General features: G+C 66.5%; 20 protein-coding genes. 6 read left to right on the top strand and 14 right to left on the bottom strand.

The window, feature by feature from the left end:
• The first annotated feature begins 12 nt into the window (after positions 1 to 12).
• Both yhbY and D7Y61_RS06340 read left to right on the top strand, forming a co-directional pair.
• The gene (gene yhbY / locus D7Y61_RS06345; RefSeq protein ID WP_057495897.1) at positions 13 to 318 is read left to right on the top strand and encodes a ribosome assembly RNA-binding protein YhbY; all 306 of its coding nucleotides are present in this window, start codon (positions 13 to 15) and stop codon (positions 316 to 318) included.
• 13 nt (positions 319 to 331) lie between these two features.
• Positions 332 to 706: an Mth938-like domain-containing protein gene (locus D7Y61_RS06340; RefSeq protein WP_180865579.1), complete on the top strand. Its 375-nt coding sequence runs from the start codon at positions 332 to 334 to the stop codon at positions 704 to 706.
• Between the two features lie 27 nt (positions 707 to 733).
• Here the strand turns inward: D7Y61_RS06340 and D7Y61_RS06335 are convergent, their stop codons facing one another.
• The 5 genes from D7Y61_RS06335 to surE form a co-directional block, all read right to left on the bottom strand.
• Positions 734 to 1,222, bottom strand: coding sequence for a hypothetical protein (locus D7Y61_RS06335; protein WP_180865578.1), 489 nt, complete (start codon positions 1,220 to 1,222; stop codon positions 734 to 736).
• Positions 1,223 to 1,475: 253 nt separating this feature from the next.
• Positions 1,476 to 2,261: a peptidoglycan DD-metalloendopeptidase family protein gene (locus tag D7Y61_RS06330; protein WP_180865577.1), complete on the bottom strand. Its 786-nt coding sequence runs from the start codon at positions 2,259 to 2,261 to the stop codon at positions 1,476 to 1,478.
• Positions 2,258 to 2,872 carry a YqaA family protein gene (locus tag D7Y61_RS06325; protein ID WP_180865576.1) on the bottom strand — a complete coding sequence of 205 codons (615 nt, stop codon included), beginning with the start codon at positions 2,870 to 2,872 and terminating at the stop codon, positions 2,258 to 2,260. The genes D7Y61_RS06330 and D7Y61_RS06325 overlap by 4 nt, the downstream gene beginning before the upstream one ends.
• 18 nt (positions 2,873 to 2,890) lie before the next feature.
• Complete coding sequence (locus D7Y61_RS06320; protein ID WP_180865575.1) at positions 2,891 to 3,568, bottom strand: protein-L-isoaspartate(D-aspartate) O-methyltransferase; 678 nt, start codon at positions 3,566 to 3,568, stop codon at positions 2,891 to 2,893.
• Entirely contained in the window at positions 3,565 to 4,344 is a 780-nt protein-coding gene (gene surE, locus D7Y61_RS06315; protein WP_012510655.1) for a 5'/3'-nucleotidase SurE, read from the bottom strand. The genes D7Y61_RS06320 and surE overlap by 4 nt, the downstream gene beginning before the upstream one ends.
• Positions 4,345 to 4,553: 209 nt before the next feature.
• Here surE and D7Y61_RS06310 point away from each other — a divergent pair, with 209 nt between their 5' ends.
• Positions 4,554 to 5,093: a Smr/MutS family protein gene (locus tag D7Y61_RS06310; protein ID WP_180865574.1), complete on the top strand. Its 540-nt coding sequence runs from the start codon at positions 4,554 to 4,556 to the stop codon at positions 5,091 to 5,093.
• A 389-nt stretch (positions 5,094 to 5,482) separates the two neighbouring features.
• Here the strand turns inward: D7Y61_RS06310 and truD are convergent, their stop codons facing one another.
• From truD to D7Y61_RS06265, 9 genes are all read right to left on the bottom strand, one after another.
• Positions 5,483 to 6,514 (bottom strand): tRNA pseudouridine(13) synthase TruD, encoded by a 1,032-nt coding sequence (gene truD / locus D7Y61_RS06305; RefSeq protein WP_180865573.1) that lies wholly within the window; start codon positions 6,512 to 6,514, stop codon positions 5,483 to 5,485.
• Positions 6,511 to 7,008 carry a 2-C-methyl-D-erythritol 2,4-cyclodiphosphate synthase gene (gene ispF, locus D7Y61_RS06300; protein ID WP_005409005.1) on the bottom strand — a complete coding sequence of 166 codons (498 nt, stop codon included), beginning with the start codon at positions 7,006 to 7,008 and terminating at the stop codon, positions 6,511 to 6,513. Before ispF ends, truD begins: the two co-directional genes overlap by 4 nt.
• A 34-nt stretch (positions 7,009 to 7,042) precedes the next feature.
• Positions 7,043 to 7,741 (bottom strand): 2-C-methyl-D-erythritol 4-phosphate cytidylyltransferase, encoded by a 699-nt coding sequence (ispD, locus tag D7Y61_RS06295; protein WP_180865572.1) that lies wholly within the window; start codon positions 7,739 to 7,741, stop codon positions 7,043 to 7,045.
• Entirely contained in the window at positions 7,738 to 8,091 is a 354-nt protein-coding gene (gene ftsB, locus D7Y61_RS06290; RefSeq protein WP_164138871.1) for a cell division protein FtsB, read from the bottom strand. The genes ispD and ftsB overlap by 4 nt, the downstream gene beginning before the upstream one ends.
• A 4-nt stretch (positions 8,092 to 8,095) precedes the next feature.
• Entirely contained in the window at positions 8,096 to 9,388 is a 1,293-nt protein-coding gene (gene eno, locus D7Y61_RS06285; protein ID WP_180865571.1) for a phosphopyruvate hydratase, read from the bottom strand.
• A 96-nt stretch (positions 9,389 to 9,484) separates the two neighbouring features.
• The gene (locus D7Y61_RS06280) at positions 9,485 to 9,814 is read right to left on the bottom strand and encodes a hypothetical protein (RefSeq protein WP_180865570.1); all 330 of its coding nucleotides are present in this window, start codon (positions 9,812 to 9,814) and stop codon (positions 9,485 to 9,487) included.
• Entirely contained in the window at positions 9,814 to 10,161 is a 348-nt protein-coding gene (locus D7Y61_RS06275; protein ID WP_180865569.1) for a hypothetical protein, read from the bottom strand. Before D7Y61_RS06275 ends, D7Y61_RS06280 begins: the two co-directional genes overlap by 1 nt.
• A gap of 137 nt (positions 10,162 to 10,298) precedes the next feature.
• Positions 10,299 to 11,963 carry a CTP synthase gene (locus D7Y61_RS06270; RefSeq protein ID WP_180865568.1) on the bottom strand — a complete coding sequence of 555 codons (1,665 nt, stop codon included), beginning with the start codon at positions 11,961 to 11,963 and terminating at the stop codon, positions 10,299 to 10,301.
• A gap of 400 nt (positions 11,964 to 12,363) precedes the next feature.
• Positions 12,364 to 12,597 carry a hypothetical protein gene (locus D7Y61_RS06265; RefSeq protein ID WP_005408997.1) on the bottom strand — a complete coding sequence of 78 codons (234 nt, stop codon included), beginning with the start codon at positions 12,595 to 12,597 and terminating at the stop codon, positions 12,364 to 12,366.
• Between the two features lie 172 nt (positions 12,598 to 12,769).
• Between D7Y61_RS06265 and parE the strand changes: the two genes are divergently transcribed.
• The 3 genes from parE to D7Y61_RS06250 all read left to right on the top strand — a co-directional run bounded on the left by parE (position 12,770) and on the right by D7Y61_RS06250 (position 16,997).
• Positions 12,770 to 14,659 carry a DNA topoisomerase IV subunit B gene (gene parE, locus D7Y61_RS06260; RefSeq protein ID WP_180865567.1) on the top strand — a complete coding sequence of 630 codons (1,890 nt, stop codon included), beginning with the start codon at positions 12,770 to 12,772 and terminating at the stop codon, positions 14,657 to 14,659.
• A gap of 153 nt (positions 14,660 to 14,812) precedes the next feature.
• Complete coding sequence (locus tag D7Y61_RS06255; RefSeq protein ID WP_180865606.1) at positions 14,813 to 15,391, top strand: GNAT family N-acetyltransferase; 579 nt, start codon at positions 14,813 to 14,815, stop codon at positions 15,389 to 15,391.
• Between the two features lie 109 nt (positions 15,392 to 15,500).
• The gene (locus D7Y61_RS06250; RefSeq protein WP_180865566.1) at positions 15,501 to 16,997 is read left to right on the top strand and encodes a S10 family peptidase; all 1,497 of its coding nucleotides are present in this window, start codon (positions 15,501 to 15,503) and stop codon (positions 16,995 to 16,997) included.
• Positions 16,998 to 17,101: the final 104 nt, after the last annotated feature.

Genomic DNA, 17,101 nt, shown 5'->3' with positions numbered 1-17,101 from the left:
GTCTTTTCCTGCATGTCCATCGCCCTGACCGCCTCCCAGACCCGTTTCCTGCGCGGCCAAGCCCACGACCTGAAGGCCCTGCTGCAGACCGGCGGCAAGGGCGTGACCCCGGCCTTCATTGCTGAGCTGAACGAAGTGCTGGAGCGCCACGAGCTGGTCAAGGTGAAGGTCGCTGCCGAGGATCGTGACGCCCGTGACGTGATGATCGGCGAGATCGTCGAAGCCACCGGGAGTGCGCTGGTGCAGCGCATTGGCCACGTCGCCGTGCTGTACCGCCCGAGCAGGGAACAGCGCCAGATCGTGCTGCCGCGCGGCTGATCGCCCGACTGCCATGCAGCTGAACCACGAACCGCCGGATTACGCCTACAGCCTGCGCGCCGCCGATGGCCGCTCGGCCAAGGTGAATGACCAGGTGTTGGGCAGCAGTTTCTTCCTGACCCCGGACCAGCTGGTCGAGCACTGGCCGGTGAAGCAGGCCGCCGAACTGCAGCTGGCTGACCTGGAACCGATCCTGGCGCTGAATCCGGCGCTGATCGTGCTTGGTACCGGAGACCGTCAGGTATTTCCGCCGGCGGCGCTGATGGCAGCCTGCCTTTCGCGCGGCATCGGCCTGGAAGTGATGAACAATCCGGCCGCCGCACGCACGTTCAACATCCTGGCCGGCGAAGGCCGCAAGGTCGCGGCCGCCTTCATTCTCGAAGGCTGACATGGCGCCGCCGGGCATGGCCCGGTGCTATCCGCGCGTGGCAGTACAACGGAAGGCCGAGAAGTCCTTCAACCGCCCGATCAGGTTGCCGCCCTGGCCCCAGCGGATGTCCATGACCTTCCAGTCCTGGCCCTGCCTTTGCAGCAGGACCCGGTCGGTCCAGCGATGGTCGCCTATTGCCATTTCGACGGGCACCCAACCGGCATCGCCACTCGTCGCGGGCAGCCCCACGCTTACCGTTTCCGGCCGATCCGGCGCCATCAGATACGGACTCTGGTCCAGCATGTGCGGCTTTTCGTCGGGCGCCGCCAGTGCGGTGCAGGCCTGTTCATATGCACGCTGCGCATCGATGGCTGAGCGGAGGGCATCGCCGAGCAGCGGCGCAATCACGGGCTGGTCTGGCCCACTGGCCTGCAGAGCGGCGTAGAAACGGGTGGCGACCTCGTGCGGATCGCTGGCCGCAGTGGCCAGCGGCGGGATGGCAAGCAACGCCAGAACGGGAAGGCGGCGGATCATGCGGCACCACAGGCGATGGGGTCTGTGGCAGGATGCCGCGTTCGCGGTGGACCGGGAAGATGGAGACGCGGCAATCAGGGTCGTAAACGGCCATTACCGTTCAGCCTGGGCGCACGCCGGACATGTCCGGCCCTACCCTGGATCACCCGTGGCCTGTAGCGCCCGAGCCCACGCTCGGGCGGCGCCGCATCGCAGCGAAGAGCAGCCGAGCATGGCTCGGCTCTACATGTGGCGCTGCCCGTCTCTGCCTGCGTCAGCGCGCCGGCAGATACTGCTGCGGATCGACCGGCTTGCCGTTGTAACGAATCTCGAAGTGGACCATGTCGCGGTTCGCACCGGTACGGCCCATTTCGGCAATCTGCTCACCGGCCTTCACGCTCTGGCCTTCATTCACCAGGCGCTTGCGGTTGTGGCCATAGGCCGACAGCCACTGGTCACTGTGCTTGATGATGATCAGCTCACCGTAGCCAACCAGGCCGGCACCGGAGTACACCACCACGCCATTGGCGGTGGCCTTCACCGCCTGGCCGCTGGTGCCGGCGATGTCCACGCCCTGCTTGGTCGCATCACCGGCCACGTAGCGGCCAACGATCGCGCCATCGGCTGGCCAGCGCCAGGCGATGTTGCTCTTCACCGGACCGACCGGGGCCGTGGTGGGCGCGGTGCTGCCCGTGCTGCCACCGCCGGTACGCGGCGGCGTCACCACCGTGGTCGGCGCGCGGCCACTGCTGGCACCCGGCGGGTACAGACGGATCACCTGGCCCGGATGGATGGTCGACGGGTTGTCCAGACTGTTCCAGGCGATCAGGTCCGCCGGCGTGATGTCGTGGATGCGGGCCAGCGCATAGATGGTGTCGCCCTTGCGCACGACCACGGTCTGGCCCGGCTTGGGCACCGAAGTCTTCGGCGTGGTCACGCCACCGCCGGTGCTGCCGCCCCCCGGGCGGACCACGGTGGCGGTGCCACAAGCGGCCAGGGTGGAAACCAGCAACGCCAGCGCGCCGATGCGCACTCCCTTGCTCAGACGATCAGGACTCATGCGAACTTCGACCTCCATACAAGCCAGGCGATCAGCACCACCACCAACGCGGTGGCGATCCAACCCAGCGGTTCAATCCAGCGACGCAGCGCCGCTTCGGCGCGCGCACCGCCGATACGGATGACTGCGGCCAGCACGTACACGCGCTTGCCACGACCGATCAGCATGCTCAGCAGGTACTGCGGCATCGGTACGCCGACGATACCCGATGCCCACGTGAAGACCTTCATCGGGATGGGCATGAAGCCACCCAGCACCAGGAAGGTGAACACCGCCCACGGCGACTCGGCCATCTTCGCCTGTACGGTGGTGATGCCCTGCTCGATCGCCGGCAGCATGCCCAGCGCCTCGAACAACGGCTTGATCGCCTCGAAGGCGAAATGACCCAATGCGTAGCCGACCAGCGCGCCGACCATCGAGCCGGCCAGGCTGAGGGTGGCGAACCACCAGCCACGTTTCGGCTGGGCCACGCACATCGGCGCGAGCATCACTTCCGGCATCACCGGGAAGATGATCGCCTCAAAGAAGCTCAACACCGTCAGGTAGGTCGGCGCGCGTTCGTGCGCCGCCCACTTCATCGCCCGCTCGTACAGCGGCCCGAAAATCTTCATGCAACCCCGCTCCGTGGATTAGTCGAGCATGCCAGACAGCAGCGGTACGAAGGTGACCGGTGCCAACACGCGTTGTTCGATGCTGCCGTCGGCCTTGCGATCCAGCTGCACCAGCGACTGCGCGCCGGGGCCGCCAACCGGTGCCACCAGCCGCCCGCCTTCGGCCAGCTGCTCGACCAGCGCATCGACCAGTGCCGGTGCCGCCGCAGTAACCACGATGGCATCGAATGGCCCGTGCTCAGCCCAGCCGACGCGACCATCGTCGTGCTTGGTACGGATGTTCATGCCCAGCGCACGGAAGCGCTTGCGCGCCTGCCGCAGCAGGTCGCCGATGCGCTCGACGGTGTAGACCTCCAGGCCCAGCGCACCAAGGATGGCGGCCTGGTAACCGGAACCGGTGCCGACTTCCAGCACCTTCTTCGGCGATACCTGCAGCACGGCTTCGGTCATCCGCGCCACCACCCAGGGCTGCGAAATGGTCTGGCCATGGCCGATCGGCAGCGCGGTGTCTTCGTAGGCGCGTGACGCAAGCGCCTCATCGATGAACAGATGACGCGGCACCACCCGGATCGCATTCAAGGTCGCCTCGTCGACAATGCCGGCTTCGCGCAGGCGATCGACCAGGCGGTCACGCACGCGCTGCGAGGTCATGCCGATACCAACGGCTTCCGGTTGCAGGCGAAGACGTGGGCTCATGCCGGCTGGTCCAGCGCGGCGCTGAGGCCGCCGACCCAGCTGGCCACCTTCTCCAGGGCCTGGTAGCGGGTCAGGTCGACCTGGATCGGGGTGATCGAGATGTGGCCGGTGCGTACCGCGTGGAAATCGGTGCCGGGGCCGGAGTCCTGCTCACGACCGGCCGGGCCGATCCAGTAGACCTCGTTGCCGCGCGGGTCCTTCTGCGCGATGCAGCCTTCTGCGCGATGGCGGTTGCCCAGGCGCGTGACCTCGAAGCCCTTGACCTCGTTCCACGGCAGGTCAGGCACGTTGACGTTGAGGATGGTGTCGGCGGGCAGCGGATCGGCCTTGAGCCGGGCGACGATCTCGACCGCGGCACGCGCAGCGGTTTCGAAATGCTTCGGGTCGTGATTGCGGCTGACCAGTGAAACAGCGACCGCCGGCAGGCCAAGGAAACGACCTTCCATCGCCGCCGAGACGGTGCCGGAATAGATCACGTCATCGCCGAGGTTGGCGGCATTGTTGATGCCGGACACGACAATGTCGGGCTCGAATTCAAGCAGGCCGGTCAGCGCCAGGTGCACGCAGTCGGTGGGCGTACCGGCCACTGAGACCGTGTAGTGGTCGATGCGCTTGAGGCGGATCGGCAGGTCCAGGGTCAGCGAGTTGCTGGCACCGGAACGATCGCGGTCGGGGGCGACCACCGTGACTTCGTGTCCGGCCTCGCGCAGCACCGAGGCCAGCATCCTGATACCTGCGGCGTCGACGCCATCGTCGTTACTGACCAGGATTCGCATCTTCGATTTAACCGCTTGATTTTCCAAGAATTCGATTCCATCACCGTGCAGTGTGGGCGGGACCGTCGCACTCCCCTGCGGAAGCCGTCGACCCTGCAAGGGCATCGTCTATTGTGCCGCAAGCGAGCCGCCGGTCCTACCCTGCCAGCGGTCACGACCGACATCGAACCGTCATAGGCATACCTGCGCCAGCGGTTTACCCTGTGCGCATGTCGCACCCTGAAGACGAAGATCCGGCCGCATTGTTCCGTGCGGCCATCGGCGAAGTGACGCCGCTGCGCAAGGATGCCGAGCCGGCACCGGCTGCGCCCCGGCCGAAGCCGCGCGCGCGCATGGCCGAACGCGACGAGGCCGAAGCGGCCGGCGAGTTCGCCCGGCTGCTGCGCGACAGCACCCCGCTGGAAGCCGGCGACGTGGCCAGCTATCGCCGCGACAACCTGCCACCACGCCTGTTCCAGCGCCTCAAGCGCGGCCAGTATTCGGTGCAGGACGAACTGGACCTGCATGGTGCCACCGCGTCGCAGGCGGAGACGCTGTTGCGCCAGTTCCTGCTGGAGGCACATGCGCACGAATATGGCTGCGTGCGCATCATCCATGGCAAGGGTTTGCAGTCCGATGGCGGCGCGCCGGTGTTGAAGAACCTGGTGGATCGCCTGTTGCGGCTGCGCAACGACGTGCTGGCGTTCCATTCCGCGCCGACCGGGCAAGGCGGCACCGGTGCGGTGCTGGTGCTGCTGGCGCGCAGATGAAACAAAAGGACGCCATGTATCCAGGTAGAGTCGACTGTCAGCCGACTGCCCCTCCAACGGCATGCGAAAACCCCGCGCTGCGCGCGCAAGTCGACTAACAGTCGACTCTACCGCACGCGCCGGTCAGCCCGAACCGAGCTCATGCAGCACAGCGGCGTAGAGTCGACTGTTAGTCGGCTGCCCCTCCAGCGGCACGCGAAAATCCCGCGCGCCGGTCAGACCTGTAGAGTCGACTGTTGGTCGACTGCCCCTCCAGCGGCACGCGAAAATCCCGCGCGCCGGTCAGACCTGTAGAGTCGACTGTTAGTCGACTGCCCCTCCAGCGGCACGCGAAAACCGCGCGCTGCGCGCGCAAGTCGACCAACAGTCGACTCTACCGCGCGCCCTGCTCAAGTCTGCGAGGCGTCTTCCACCGGGCCGAGCTCGTGCAGCACGGCGGTGGCGTAGCAGCCTGGCGGCAGCGCGAATGACAGTTCCAGCACGTCATCGGCCAGCCACTGGTGCTGCAGCAACGCCGGACGCAGGCGCAACGCGCGGCGCTCCTGCTTCAGACGGGCATCTTCCAGGCCGGCACGCAGCGCTTTGGACTCCTCGTCATCCAGTGCGGCCAGCTCCAGCCCGCGTGCAGCGTCGGTGCTGCGCAGCTCGCCTTCGCCCCACAGCGGCGCACTGGGATGGATGTCGAAACGCGCCAGGCGTTCGGCCAGCACATCAGTGTACGGCTCGGGACCGAACACGCTGCGGCTGCCATCAAGCATCCACACCTCGCCGTCCAGCGGTTGATCCCAGTTGCCCTGCTCCACGCGTGCGGCCAGCACACGGTTGAACAGCGCCGAGCGGGCGGCCGACAGTAGCAGGGAACGCTGGTCCTTGCGCATGCGGCGGCCACCAAACATCGCCAATGCCGCCGGCACGTTGCCGCCGTCGCGACCGAAGCGCTGTTCGCCGAACCAGTTCGGCAGGCCGCGTTCGGCAATCTGCTGGAGGCGCCCGCTGATCGCAGTGGCATCACCCTGCACCTCGCGCAGCACCAGCTTGAAGCGGTTGCCAGCCAGTGCGCCACGCTGCAGCTTGCGGTTGTGCCAGGTGGACTCGATCACTTCGATCTCGTCACTGGCCAGCTCAGCCAGGTCCGGCGCAACGCGCTTGGGCAGGTGCACGCTGAAGCGCTGGGTGGTAACCGCATGGCGATCCTTCATGCCGGCATAGCTCACCGCCATTTCCGGCAGACCCGCCCACTTGGCCAGCAGCTTGGCCACATGCACGGTGTTGGCACCACGCTTGCGGATGTGCAGCAGCAGGTGCTCGCCCTCGCCGGTGGCCTCGAAGGCCGGCAGTTCGTCCACCTGGAAATCTTCCGGCGTGGTGCGGATGCGCGCCGTGAGCAATGGCGCACCGAATGCAAGCGGCAGCGGGATCATGCGGCCACCAGCAGTACCACCGCCTGTGCGGCGATGCCTTCACCACGGCCGGTGAAGCCCAGCTTCTCCGAGGTGGTGGCCTTGACGCTGACCGCATCCAACGGCAGCTGCAGCAATCCACCGATGCGCTCACGCATGGCCAGCGCATGCGGGCCGACCTTGGGCCGCTCGCAGATCACGGTGATGTCGGTGTTGCCGACGCGCCAGCCGCGTTCGCGCAGCAGGCTGTCGCAATGGCGAACGAAATCACTGCTGTCGGCACCCTTCCAGCGGTCGTCGCTCGGCGGGAAATGCTGGCCAATGTCACCCAGCGCCAGCGCACCGAGCATCGCATCGCACAAGGCGTGCAGGATCACGTCGCCATCGCTGTGCGCAAGCACGCCACAGCTGTGTGGAACGTTCACGCCGCCAAGCATGATGTGATCGCCTTCACCGAAGGCATGGACGTCATAGCCCTGGCCGATGCGGACGGGCGGAAACGGTGCGGTGCTCATGGATGCAACCCTTGCAGCAGGGCCGCGCGGGCAATCAGCTGGCGCGGCGGGAAAGTACGAATTCGAACCGGTCCAGATCGGCCGGGGTGGTGACCTTGAAGTTGTCCTCGCTGCCTTCCACCAGCAGCGGGCGCTGGCCCTGGCGCTCCATGGCCATTGCCTCGTCGGTGACTTCAACACCGGCGGCCGCGGCATCGGCCAGCGCGCGGCTGAGTTGATGGCGGCGGAACAGCTGCGGGGTCAGCGCGCGCCACAGGCGTTCGCGCGGCTCGGTGCCATCGATGCCACCGTCGTCACCCGCACGCTTGAGCGTGTCGCGCACCGGGGCAGCCAGGATTGCGCCGACCGGATCGGCACGACCGACCTCAAGCAGGCGGCCGAGATCGGCCGGCGACAGGTTCGGCCGCGCGGCATCGTGGACCAGTACGAACTCATCAGCGCGCACCGTCTCCGGCAGCGCCTGCAGGCCAGCCAGCACCGAAGCGGCACGGGTCGCGCCGCCGATGCATGTCCGCACCGGCTTGCCCGCCCACTCGTTCCAGCCGGGCCAGTCGGCGTCGTCCTGGCCGATCACCACCATCGCCCCGGCCACAGCCGGGTGCGCCAGCAGGGCGTTCAGGGTATGGGCAAGCAGGATCTGCCCACCTGCCTGCAGGTACTGCTTGGGCAACGGCGCGCCGAAGCGGGTGCCACGGCCAGCAGCCGGAACCACGACCCAGATCGCCGCACTCATGGCACGTCCGCCGGGTGTTCGCCGACCTGCGCGCTGACGCCTGCCGCAGGTTGCGCCGGGTGAACCGGCGCATCCTCGACCACGCGGTAGAACTTTTCGCCAGGCTTGATCATGCCCAGCTCGCTGCGCGCGCGTTCCTCGATGGCGGACTGGCCTTCCTTGAGGTCCTTCACTTCCGCAGCCAGCGCATCATTGCGCTGCTGCAGGCCCTCATTGTCCCGCTCCTGGTTGGCGACCTGGGCTTCGAGCATCATCACTTCACCCGAATTGCCCGGACCGAACCAGAAGCGGTACTGCAGCCAGCCCAGCAGCAGGGCCAGCACCAGCAGCATCCAGCGCCAGTCGCGCATCGGCTCAGCGCTTCAGCGAAACGAACGCGTCACGACCGGCGTAACGCGCGCCAGCGCCGAGGGCTTCCTCGATGCGCAGCAACTGGTTGTACTTGGCCACGCGATCGCTGCGGCACAGCGAGCCGGTCTTGATCTGGGTGGCGGTGGTGGCCACGGCGATGTCGGCGATGGTGGTGTCTTCGGTTTCGCCCGAACGGTGCGAGACCACGGCGGCGTAGCCGGCACGGTCGGCCATGGCGATCGCCTCCAGGGTCTCGCTCAGGGTACCGATCTGGTTGACCTTGATCAGGATCGCGTTGGCGGTGCCCGAGTCGATGCCTTCCTGGAAGATCTTCGGGTTGGTCACGAACAGGTCGTCACCGACCAGCTGCACCTTCTTGCCGATGCGGTCGGTCAGCAGCTTCCAGCCGGCCCAGTCGTTCTCGGCCAGGCCATCTTCAATCGTGATGATCGGGTACTGCGCGGCCCAGTCGGCGAGGAAGTCGACGAACTGTTCGGAGGTCAGGCGCTTGTTCTCGCCCACCAGGTTGTACTTGCCGTTCTCGAAGAACTCGCTGGAGGCCACGTCCAGGCCCAGCAGCACGTCCTCACCGGCAGTGTAGCCAGCCTTGCCGATCGCTTCGAGGATGGTGTCCAGCGCTTCGACGTTGCTGCGGAAGTCCGGTGCGAAGCCGCCTTCGTCGCCCACGGCGGTGCTCAGGCCGTGGCCCTTCAGCACCGACTTCAGCGAATGGAAGATTTCGGTACCGGCACGCAGCGCTTCGGAGAACGAGGTGAAGCCGACCGGCAGCACCATGAACTCCTGGAAGTCGACGTTGTTGTCGGCATGTGCACCGCCATTGATGATGTTCATCATCGGCACCGGCAGCGACGGGGTCACGCCGGTCTTGGCGGCCAGGTACTGCCACAGCGCCTGCTTGTTCGATGCGGCGGCGGCGTGCGCGGCAGCCATCGAAACACCCAGCAGCGCATTGGCGCCCAGGCGGCCCTTGTTCTCCGTGCCGTCCAGGTCGATCAGGCGACGGTCGAGGCCAGCCTGGTCGGTGGCCTCGAAGCCCTTCAGCGCGGCGGCAATCGTGGCGTTGACGTTGTCGACGGCCTTGCGCACGCCCTTGCCCAGGTAACGGGTCTTGTCGCCGTCACGCAGCTCGACCGCTTCCTTGGTGCCGGTCGAGGCGCCGGAGGGAACCGCGGCACGACCGAACGAACCGTCCTCCAGGATGACTTCGGCTTCCAGCGTGGGGTTGCCACGGCTGTCGAGGATTTCACGGGCGTGGATGCTGCGGATCGTACTCATGGTCGGGCCGGTTACCTGTATGGAGAGGGGGCGACAAAACGAATGCCGCGTGATTATCCCCGGCTGCCCGCCACTTGCCAAATGGCATGGGCAGCTTCAGCCCCAGCTGGACCCGATCACGATCAGGACCATCGATACCAGCATCACCAGCAATACACCGGCAATTGCCGCCAGGATGGGGCCACGCTGCCGACGCCAGGCCAGCACCATCGCCACCGGGCAGCCCAGAAAGGACAGCACCATCGTGACCAGCGCGCCCAGTACCCACCACTGCGTGGCCTCCACGCCGTTGTTTCCATCCCCCGGCGGCCGGAATCCGGCCGTGAAGGCCAGCACGCCCACAACCAGGGCCATCCAGGTCAACACGGACAACCCCAGAGCGATCAGGCCCCAGGGCCAACCGCGCGCTGACGTGGTCGTATTCATCAAAGCAATCCGTAGAACAGGGCGCCGAACCACAGCGACAGAAGGATGATCGCCAGACCGGCGGCCACCTTGCCACGGTTCAGGCGCCACGCCAGTACAGCGGCAGCGACACAGCCTGCGGCCGCCACCAACTCCCCGACCAGCAGCGCGATGAAGTACGCGCGCAGATTGAGTGCACTGCCACCATCACCCGGTGGCCGCACGGACGCTGCGCCGATCAACACCAGCCCGAACACGCCCACGGTGAACAGCACGGCCAGGCCCAGTGCAACCATGCCCCACGGCAACTGTTTCCAGTGCCGGCGGCGGCGCTGATCTTCCAGCGCCGCCTGCGGATCACGACTCACGCGAAACACTCGCAGAAGTTCCGCCTACACCGAACAGGGGCCCGCAGCGAGGACGTGCCATCCCAGAGAGAACCGCAGTGCGCAACTGCGGCTTCCTCGGTTGCGAACCCAATCGCTGCGACTTCATGACCGCCCCTTCAGGCGCGGGCCTCTTGAAGCAGCTTCCCGCCGGCCTTGCGCTCACGCGCGGCACGGATGAAACCGATGAACAGCGGGTGGCCGTCACGCGGCGTGGACAGGAATTCCGGGTGCGCCTGGCAGGCCAGGAACCACGGATGCGCGTCGCGCGGCAGTTCGACCACTTCCACCAGGGTGTCGTCCATCGACTTGCCGGCGATCACCAGGCCAGCATCTTCCAGCTGGGTGCGGTAACGGTTGTTGAACTCGTAACGGTGGCGATGGCGCTCGGCGACGACGTCCTTGCCGTACAGCTCGCGGGCCAGCGTGCCCGGCTTCAGGCGCTGTTCCTGCAGGCCCAGGCGCATGGTGCCGCCGAGGTCGCTCTTGTCGTCACGCTTCTCGACATCACCGCTGGCGGTACGCCACTCGGTGATCAGGCCGATCACCGGGTTCGGCGACTGGCGGTCGTTCTCGGTGCTGTTGGCACCTTCCAGGCCCACCACGTTGCGCGCGTAGTCGACAACGGCCGCCTGCATGCCGTAGCAGATGCCGAAGTACGGCACCTGCTGCTCGCGGGCGAACTTGGAGGTCAGCACCTTGCCTTCGAAACCACGGTCACCGAAGCCACCCGGCACCAGGATGCCGTCGACATCGGCCAGTGCAGCCATGTCGGTGCCTTCCAGATCCTGTGCTTCCAGCCACTTCAGGTTGACCTTGGTGCGCTGGCGCAGGCCGCCGTGCTTCAGTGCTTCGCCCACCGACTTGTAGGCATCCTGGTGATCGACGTACTTGCCGACCACGGCGATGGTCACTTCGTCCAGCGGATGCAGGGTCGCGTCAACTGCGTCTTCCCACATCGACAGATCAACCGGGCCCACCTTGTCGGCCAGCTTCAGCTGGTTGACCACGATCTCGTCCAGGCCCTGTGCATGCAGGCCCGACGGGATGCGGTACAGCACGTCCACGTCCGGCACGCTGATCACCGCGCGCTCGGAAACGTTGGTGAACTGGGCGATCTTGCGGCGCTCCGAATCCGGCACCGCCTGTTCGGAGCGGCACAGCAGCACGTCCGGCTGGATGCCGATCGAGCGCAGTTCCTTCACCGAGTGCTGGGTCGGCTTGGTCTTCAGCTCGCCGGCGGCGCCGATGTACGGCACCAGGGTGAGGTGCATGAACAGCGCCTTCTCCGGGCCACGCTCGGTGCGCACCTGGCGGATCGCCTCCAGGAACGGCAGCGACTCGATGTCGCCGACGGTGCCACCGATCTCGACCAGCGCCACGTCGTAGCCTTCGGTGGCTTCATCGATGCAGCGGCGGATCTCGTCGGTGATGTGCGGAATGACCTGCACGGTCGCGCCCAGGTAGTCGCCGCGGCGCTCCTTGCGGATCACGTTCTCGTAGATGCGGCCGGTGGTGACCGAGTTCTTGCGGCTCAGGCGGGTGCGCACGAAGCGCTCGTAGTGGCCCAGGTCGAGGTCGGTCTCGGCGCCATCGTCGGTGACGTAAACCTCACCGTGCTGGAACGGGCTCATGGTGCCCGGGTCGACGTTGATGTACGGGTCGAGCTTCATCATCGTGACCTTCAGGCCACGGGCTTCGAGAATGGCGGCCAGTGACGCAGCGGCAATGCCTTTGCCGAGCGAGGACACCACGCCGCCGGTTACGAAAATCAAGGGAGTCATGGCTGCAAGCATCCTGTCTGGAAATGGAAAACGGCAGCACCACGCGCACCCGGAGGGCGGGCATGGAGCTTGAAGGGGGTTTTCCGGTTCGCTGGGGCAGCGAGGGAGGTGCTGGGCCGTGCGGCGGCAGGCGCCGGACGGGGACCACCCTGCGAGGTCGGGGCGGCCGTGCCGGTCATATCGACCGTCACCTGCGACCCGCATTGCTGGCGACCACGCATGGTCGTGCCAGCCCATTCGCAAAGGGTGGACACGCACTTACTCCCGGAAAGCCATAGTTTACAGATTGATGGCCGCCAACCCAAGAGGCAGTTGCGGCCATCACCCAAAAGAAACGCCCCGCTGGGCGGGGCGTCGGGGGGCGAATCCCTTGCGGCAAGGGCTTCGGAGGGTGGAAGGATTACTTCTTCTTCCTCGCCTCTTCTTCCTCTTCCTGTTGCGGGGCCGGCTGGCCCTGCGCCTTCATTTCGGCATTGGCCTGAGCGCGGCGCTTGGCCTTGGCATCGGCTTCGGCCTGTGCCTTGTCGGCCTGGCCACCCTGCTGCGGGGCCGGCTGGCCGGCGTTCTGCGCCACCACCAGCGGCACTGCAACGGCGGCAGCGGCCAGGATCGCAATGGTCAGCAACTTCTTCATGAGGTCCTCCTCGCGGTATGGCTTGGATGTTTCGACCCAACGGGGGTCGCCGGCGTTCAGATTCCAGCGACTGCCATTTTACCCCCTCCCCGCCGCCGAGGCTGAACCGCAGGCGTGCAAATTCGCCGCACAGACCGCACACTTGCGCGTCGCTCCGCGCTTTAGAAGATAGATGAACGCCCGCTATAACGCCGCCGATATTGAAGTCCTGTCCGGCCTTGACCCGGTCAAGCGCCGTCCCGGCATGTATACCGACACCGCGCGCCCGAACCACCTGGCGCAGGAAGTGATCGACAACTCGGTGGACGAGGCCCTCGCCGGCCACGCCCGCTCGATCGAGATCACCCTGTACAAGGACGGCAGCGTGGAGGTCAGCGATGACGGCCGCGGCATGCCGGTGGACATCCATCCGGAAGAGAAGATCCCCGGTGTCGAGCTGATCCTCACCCGCCTGCATGCGGGCGGCAAGTTCAGCAACAACAACTACACCTTCTCCGGCGGCCTGCACGGCGTCGGCGTCAGCGTGGTCAACGCGCTGTCGACCCTGGTGGAAGTGCACATCAAGCGCGAAGGTGCCGAGCACCGCATCACCTTCCGCAACGGCGACCGCGCCACCCCGCTGGAAGTGGTCGGCAGCGTCGGCAAGAAGAACACCGGTACCCGCGTACGCTTCTGGCCGGACCCGAAGTACTTCGATACGCCGAAGTTCGCGGTGCGCGCGCTCAAGCACCTGCTGCGCGCCAAGGCCGTGCTGTGTCCGGGCCTGACCGTCAAGCTGACCGACGAAGCCACCGGTGAAGTCGATACCTGGTACTACGAAGAAGGCCTGCGAGATTACCTGAAGCTGGAACTGGGTGAACGCGAATCGCTGCCGGCCGACCTGTTCGTCGGCAACCTGAAGAAGGACACCGAGGTGGTGGATTGGGCCGTGGCCTGGCTGCCGGAAGGCGAGCTGGTGCAGGAAAGCTACGTCAACCTGATTCCCACCGCCCAGCACGGCACCCACGTCAACGGCCTGCGTACCGGCCTGACCGAAGCGCTGCGCGAGTTCTGCGACTTCCGCAACCTGCTGCCGCGCGGCGTCAAGCTGGCCCCGGAAGACGTGTGGGATCGCGTTTCCTTCGTGCTGTCGCTGAAGATGACCGACCCGCAGTTCAGCGGCCAGACCAAGGAACGCCTGTCCTCGCGCCAGGCCGCCGGTTTCGTTGAAGGCGCCGCCCACGATGCCTTCAGCCTGCTGCTGAACCAGAACGTGGAACTGGGCGAGAAGATCGCGCAGATCGCCATCGAGCGCGCCAGCGCGCGCCTGAAGACCGAGAAGCTGGTCGTCCGCAAGAAGGTCACCCAGGGCCCGGCCCTGCCCGGCAAGCTGGCCGACTGCATCAGCCAGGACCTGTCGCGCACCGAGCTGTTCCTGGTGGAAGGTGATTCGGCAGGCGGCAGCGCCAAGCAGGCCCGCGACAAGGACTTCCAGGCCATCATGCCGTTGCGCGGCAAGATCCTGAACACCTGGGAAGTCTCGTCCAACAGTGTGCTGGCCTCGGAAGAAGTGCACAACCTGGCCATCGCCATCGGCTGCGACCCGGGCAAGGATGACATCAGCGGCCTGCGCTACGGCAAGGTCATCATCCTGGCCGACGCGGACTCCGACGGCCTGCATATCGCAACGCTGCTGACCGCACTGTTCCTGAAGCACTTCCCGGCGTTGGTCGATGCCGGCCACGTGTTCGTGGCGATGCCGCCGCTGTTCCGCATCGACGTGGGCAAGCAGGTGTTCTATGCCCTGGACGAGGAAGAAAAGCGCTCGATGCTGGACAAGATCGAACGTGAGAAGATCAAGGGCGCCATCAACGTGACCCGCTTCAAGGGCCTGGGCGAGATGAACCCGCCGCAGCTGCGTGAATCCACCATCCACCCGGATACGCGTCGCCTGGTGCAGCTGACCGTTGACGATCGCGAACAGACAAGTTCGCTGATGGACATGCTGCTGGCCAAGAAGCGCGCCTCCGACCGCAAGGGCTGGCTGGAGAGCAAGGGCGATCTGGCGTCGCTGGAAGTCTGACTCCCGCAGCCCTCCTGTAGAGCCGAGCCCACGCTCGGCTGCATTCCGCGCCGTGCCGGGCAGCCGAGCATCGGCTCGGCTCTACAGAGATCCCGCCGCCATCGGCAAACCCCACGGCGCCATAATGCGCGTCCACCCGTGTGGACCACCGTATTGGCCAGCCACTCGTTGCTGTTCCCCGCCCTGCCGCTGCACAGCGCGCGTTTGGTGCTGAGCCCGATCCGCCGTGACGACGCGGCCGCGCTGTTCACGCTGCAATCCAATCCTGACGTGATGCGCTGGTGGAACCACCCAGCCTGGACACGTCCGGCCGAAGCCCGCGAACAGATCGACGACGATCTTGCCGCGCACGCCATCGGTACCCAGCTGAAGCTGGCCGTGCGCGAATCATTGGACGGTCCGCTGCTGGGCATCTGTGTGGTGTTCGCCATCGATCGTGACGCTGCGCGGGCCGAGATCGGCTATCTGCTGGCACCCGACCGCCAGGGCCAGGGCTACATGCATGAGGCCCTGCAGCAGATGCTGGCCTATCTGTTTCGTACCCTGCACCTGCACCGCATCGAGGCAGAGATCGACCCGCGCAACGTGCCGTCGGCCCGCGTGCTTGACCGCCTCGGCTTCCACCGCGAGGGGGTGCTGCGCCAGCGCTGGCGCATCCAGGGCGAGCTTTCGGACTCGGCCGTCTATGGCCTGTTGGCCAACGACGAAGCGGCAACCACCCTGCCCGCTTGACCCAATCTGGCCGCAAGCCGTTACAGCTCGTGGCCATGCCTTTGGACACATACGGCCCGGGCATCACCGTCCTAGCATCGGAACCCCCTTCCGCTGCCGATCCGGTGCCATGAAGTCCCTGCTGCACACTGCCGCGCTCTGCGTCGGCCTGCTCATCGCCCCTGCCACGGTACTGGCCGCACCCGCCGCCGACGCCAAGCCCGCCCCGAAAGACGACAAGACCGAAGCCCCTGCACTGCCCGCCGATGCGTCGGTCCGCCAGAGCATGCGCCTGGCCGGACGCACCCTCGACTACACCGCCACCGTCGGCACCCTGCCAGTGCGCGACGAGAAGGGCAAGGTGATCGCCGATGTGGTGTTCACTGCCTACACGATGCCGGGCAAGGACCGACCGGTGACCTTCGCGCTCAATGGCGGCCCCGGTGCCTCGTCGGTCTACCTCAACATGGGCGCGATCGGGCCCAAAGTGGTCACCTTCGGTTCGGAGGGCGACAGCGCCTCGGCGCCGGCCACCCTGCATGACAACCCGGGCACCTGGCTGGATTTCACCGACCTGGTGTTCATCGATCCGGTCGGCACCGGCTTCAGCCGCGCGCGCGTCGGCGATGACGAGGCGAAGAAGCAGCTGTACAACCCCAGCGCCGACATCGAGTACCTGTCGCGCTCGATCTACGACTGGCTGCTGCGCAACCAGCGCATGGGCGCACGCAAGTACCTGACCGGCGAGAGCTATGGTGGTTATCGCGGCCCGCGCATCACCCACTTCCTGCAGACCCGGCTGGGCGTGGCGATGAACGGCCTGGTGCTGGTCTCGCCCTACCTGAGCCCGACCCTGGAAGACAACGCCGACGTCTCGCCGATGGCATGGATGCAGACGCTGCCGTCGATCGCGGCCGCGCACCTGGAGCGCCAGGGCAGGCTGACCGACGCGGCGATGCGCGAGGTGGTCGAGTACACCCGCGGCGACTACGCCACCGCGTTGATGAAGGGCCGCAGCGACCCGCAGGCGACCGAGGCGATGCTGCGCCGGGTGACCGCGCTGACCGGGCTGGACCCGCAGTTCGTGCGCCGCGCCGGCGGGCGACTGGAAACGCAGGCGTACCTGCGCGAGGTGTTCCGTGACAAGGGCACGCTGGGCAGCCGCTACGATTCCAACGTGACCGCGTTCGATCCGTTCCCGAACGATCCGGAGCAGCGCGCCAATGATCCGCTGCTGGACAGCATCATTGCGCCGACCACCACCGCGATGGTCGACTTCGTGACGCGCGTGGTCGGCTGGAAGGTGGATGCGCGCTACCAGGCGCTGAACTACGACGTGAACCGGCTGTGGGACCGCAACGGCGAGCTGCGTCAGGGTGCGGTGACCCAGCTGCGCCAGGCGGTGGCGATCGACCCGCATCTGCAGGTGCTGATCGTGCACGGCTGGAATGACCTGTCGTGCCCGTTCATGGGGTCGATCCTGACGGTGGACCAGATGCCGGCGATGGGCAGCGACCCGGACCGGGTGCAGGTGCGCAGCTATCCGGGTGGGCACATGTTCTACAGCCGGGCGGACAGCCAGGCGGCGTTCCGCAAGGATGTGCAGGCGCTGTTCCAGCGCAATTGAGGGGGTTCGGCCGGGCCWGCGGCCCGGCACCCGCCGGATCAACGGCAACGGCAACGGCAACGGCAACGTCAAAAGCCGGGTTTCCGTGGGCTGGAGAGGTGGGG

This window comes from Stenotrophomonas maltophilia (genome assembly GCF_013464485.1).
Classification (GTDB): Bacteria; Pseudomonadota; Gammaproteobacteria; order Xanthomonadales; family Xanthomonadaceae; genus Stenotrophomonas; species Stenotrophomonas maltophilia_AW.
This window is presented reverse-complemented; position numbering and strand designations above follow the sequence as displayed.

What these genes read in the sequence shown, in the direction of transcription:
- eno (WP_180865571.1), bottom strand. Translation starts at nt 9,388, where the DNA reads ATGAGTACGATCCGCAGCATCCACGCCCGTGAAATCCTCGACAGCCGT.
- D7Y61_RS06270 (WP_180865568.1), bottom strand. Translation starts at nt 11,963, where the DNA reads ATGACTCCCTTGATTTTCGTAACCGGCGGCGTGGTGTCCTCGCTCGGC.
- ispF (WP_005409005.1), bottom strand. Translation starts at nt 7,008, where the DNA reads ATGAGCACCGCACCGTTTCCGCCCGTCCGCATCGGCCAGGGCTATGAC.
- yhbY (WP_057495897.1), top strand. Translation starts at nt 13, where the DNA reads ATGTCCATCGCCCTGACCGCCTCCCAGACCCGTTTCCTGCGCGGCCAA.
- D7Y61_RS06280 (WP_180865570.1), bottom strand. Translation starts at nt 9,814, where the DNA reads ATGAATACGACCACGTCAGCGCGCGGTTGGCCCTGGGGCCTGATCGCT.
- D7Y61_RS06250 (WP_180865566.1), top strand. Translation starts at nt 15,501, where the DNA reads ATGAAGTCCCTGCTGCACACTGCCGCGCTCTGCGTCGGCCTGCTCATC.
- surE (WP_012510655.1), bottom strand. Translation starts at nt 4,344, where the DNA reads ATGCGAATCCTGGTCAGTAACGACGATGGCGTCGACGCCGCAGGTATC.
- truD (WP_180865573.1), bottom strand. Translation starts at nt 6,514, where the DNA reads ATGATCCCGCTGCCGCTTGCATTCGGTGCGCCATTGCTCACGGCGCGC.
- D7Y61_RS06310 (WP_180865574.1), top strand. Translation starts at nt 4,554, where the DNA reads ATGTCGCACCCTGAAGACGAAGATCCGGCCGCATTGTTCCGTGCGGCC.
- D7Y61_RS06325 (WP_180865576.1), bottom strand. Translation starts at nt 2,872, where the DNA reads ATGAAGATTTTCGGGCCGCTGTACGAGCGGGCGATGAAGTGGGCGGCG.
- D7Y61_RS06340 (WP_180865579.1), top strand. Translation starts at nt 332, where the DNA reads ATGCAGCTGAACCACGAACCGCCGGATTACGCCTACAGCCTGCGCGCC.
- ispD (WP_180865572.1), bottom strand. Translation starts at nt 7,741, where the DNA reads ATGAGTGCGGCGATCTGGGTCGTGGTTCCGGCTGCTGGCCGTGGCACC.
- D7Y61_RS06335 (WP_180865578.1), bottom strand. Translation starts at nt 1,222, where the DNA reads ATGATCCGCCGCCTTCCCGTTCTGGCGTTGCTTGCCATCCCGCCGCTG.
- D7Y61_RS06330 (WP_180865577.1), bottom strand. Translation starts at nt 2,261, where the DNA reads ATGAGTCCTGATCGTCTGAGCAAGGGAGTGCGCATCGGCGCGCTGGCG.
- D7Y61_RS06265 (WP_005408997.1), bottom strand. Translation starts at nt 12,597, where the DNA reads ATGAAGAAGTTGCTGACCATTGCGATCCTGGCCGCTGCCGCCGTTGCA.
- D7Y61_RS06320 (WP_180865575.1), bottom strand. Translation starts at nt 3,568, where the DNA reads ATGAGCCCACGTCTTCGCCTGCAACCGGAAGCCGTTGGTATCGGCATG.
- ftsB (WP_164138871.1), bottom strand. Translation starts at nt 8,091, where the DNA reads ATGCGCGACTGGCGCTGGATGCTGCTGGTGCTGGCCCTGCTGCTGGGC.
- parE (WP_180865567.1), top strand. Translation starts at nt 12,770, where the DNA reads ATGAACGCCCGCTATAACGCCGCCGATATTGAAGTCCTGTCCGGCCTT.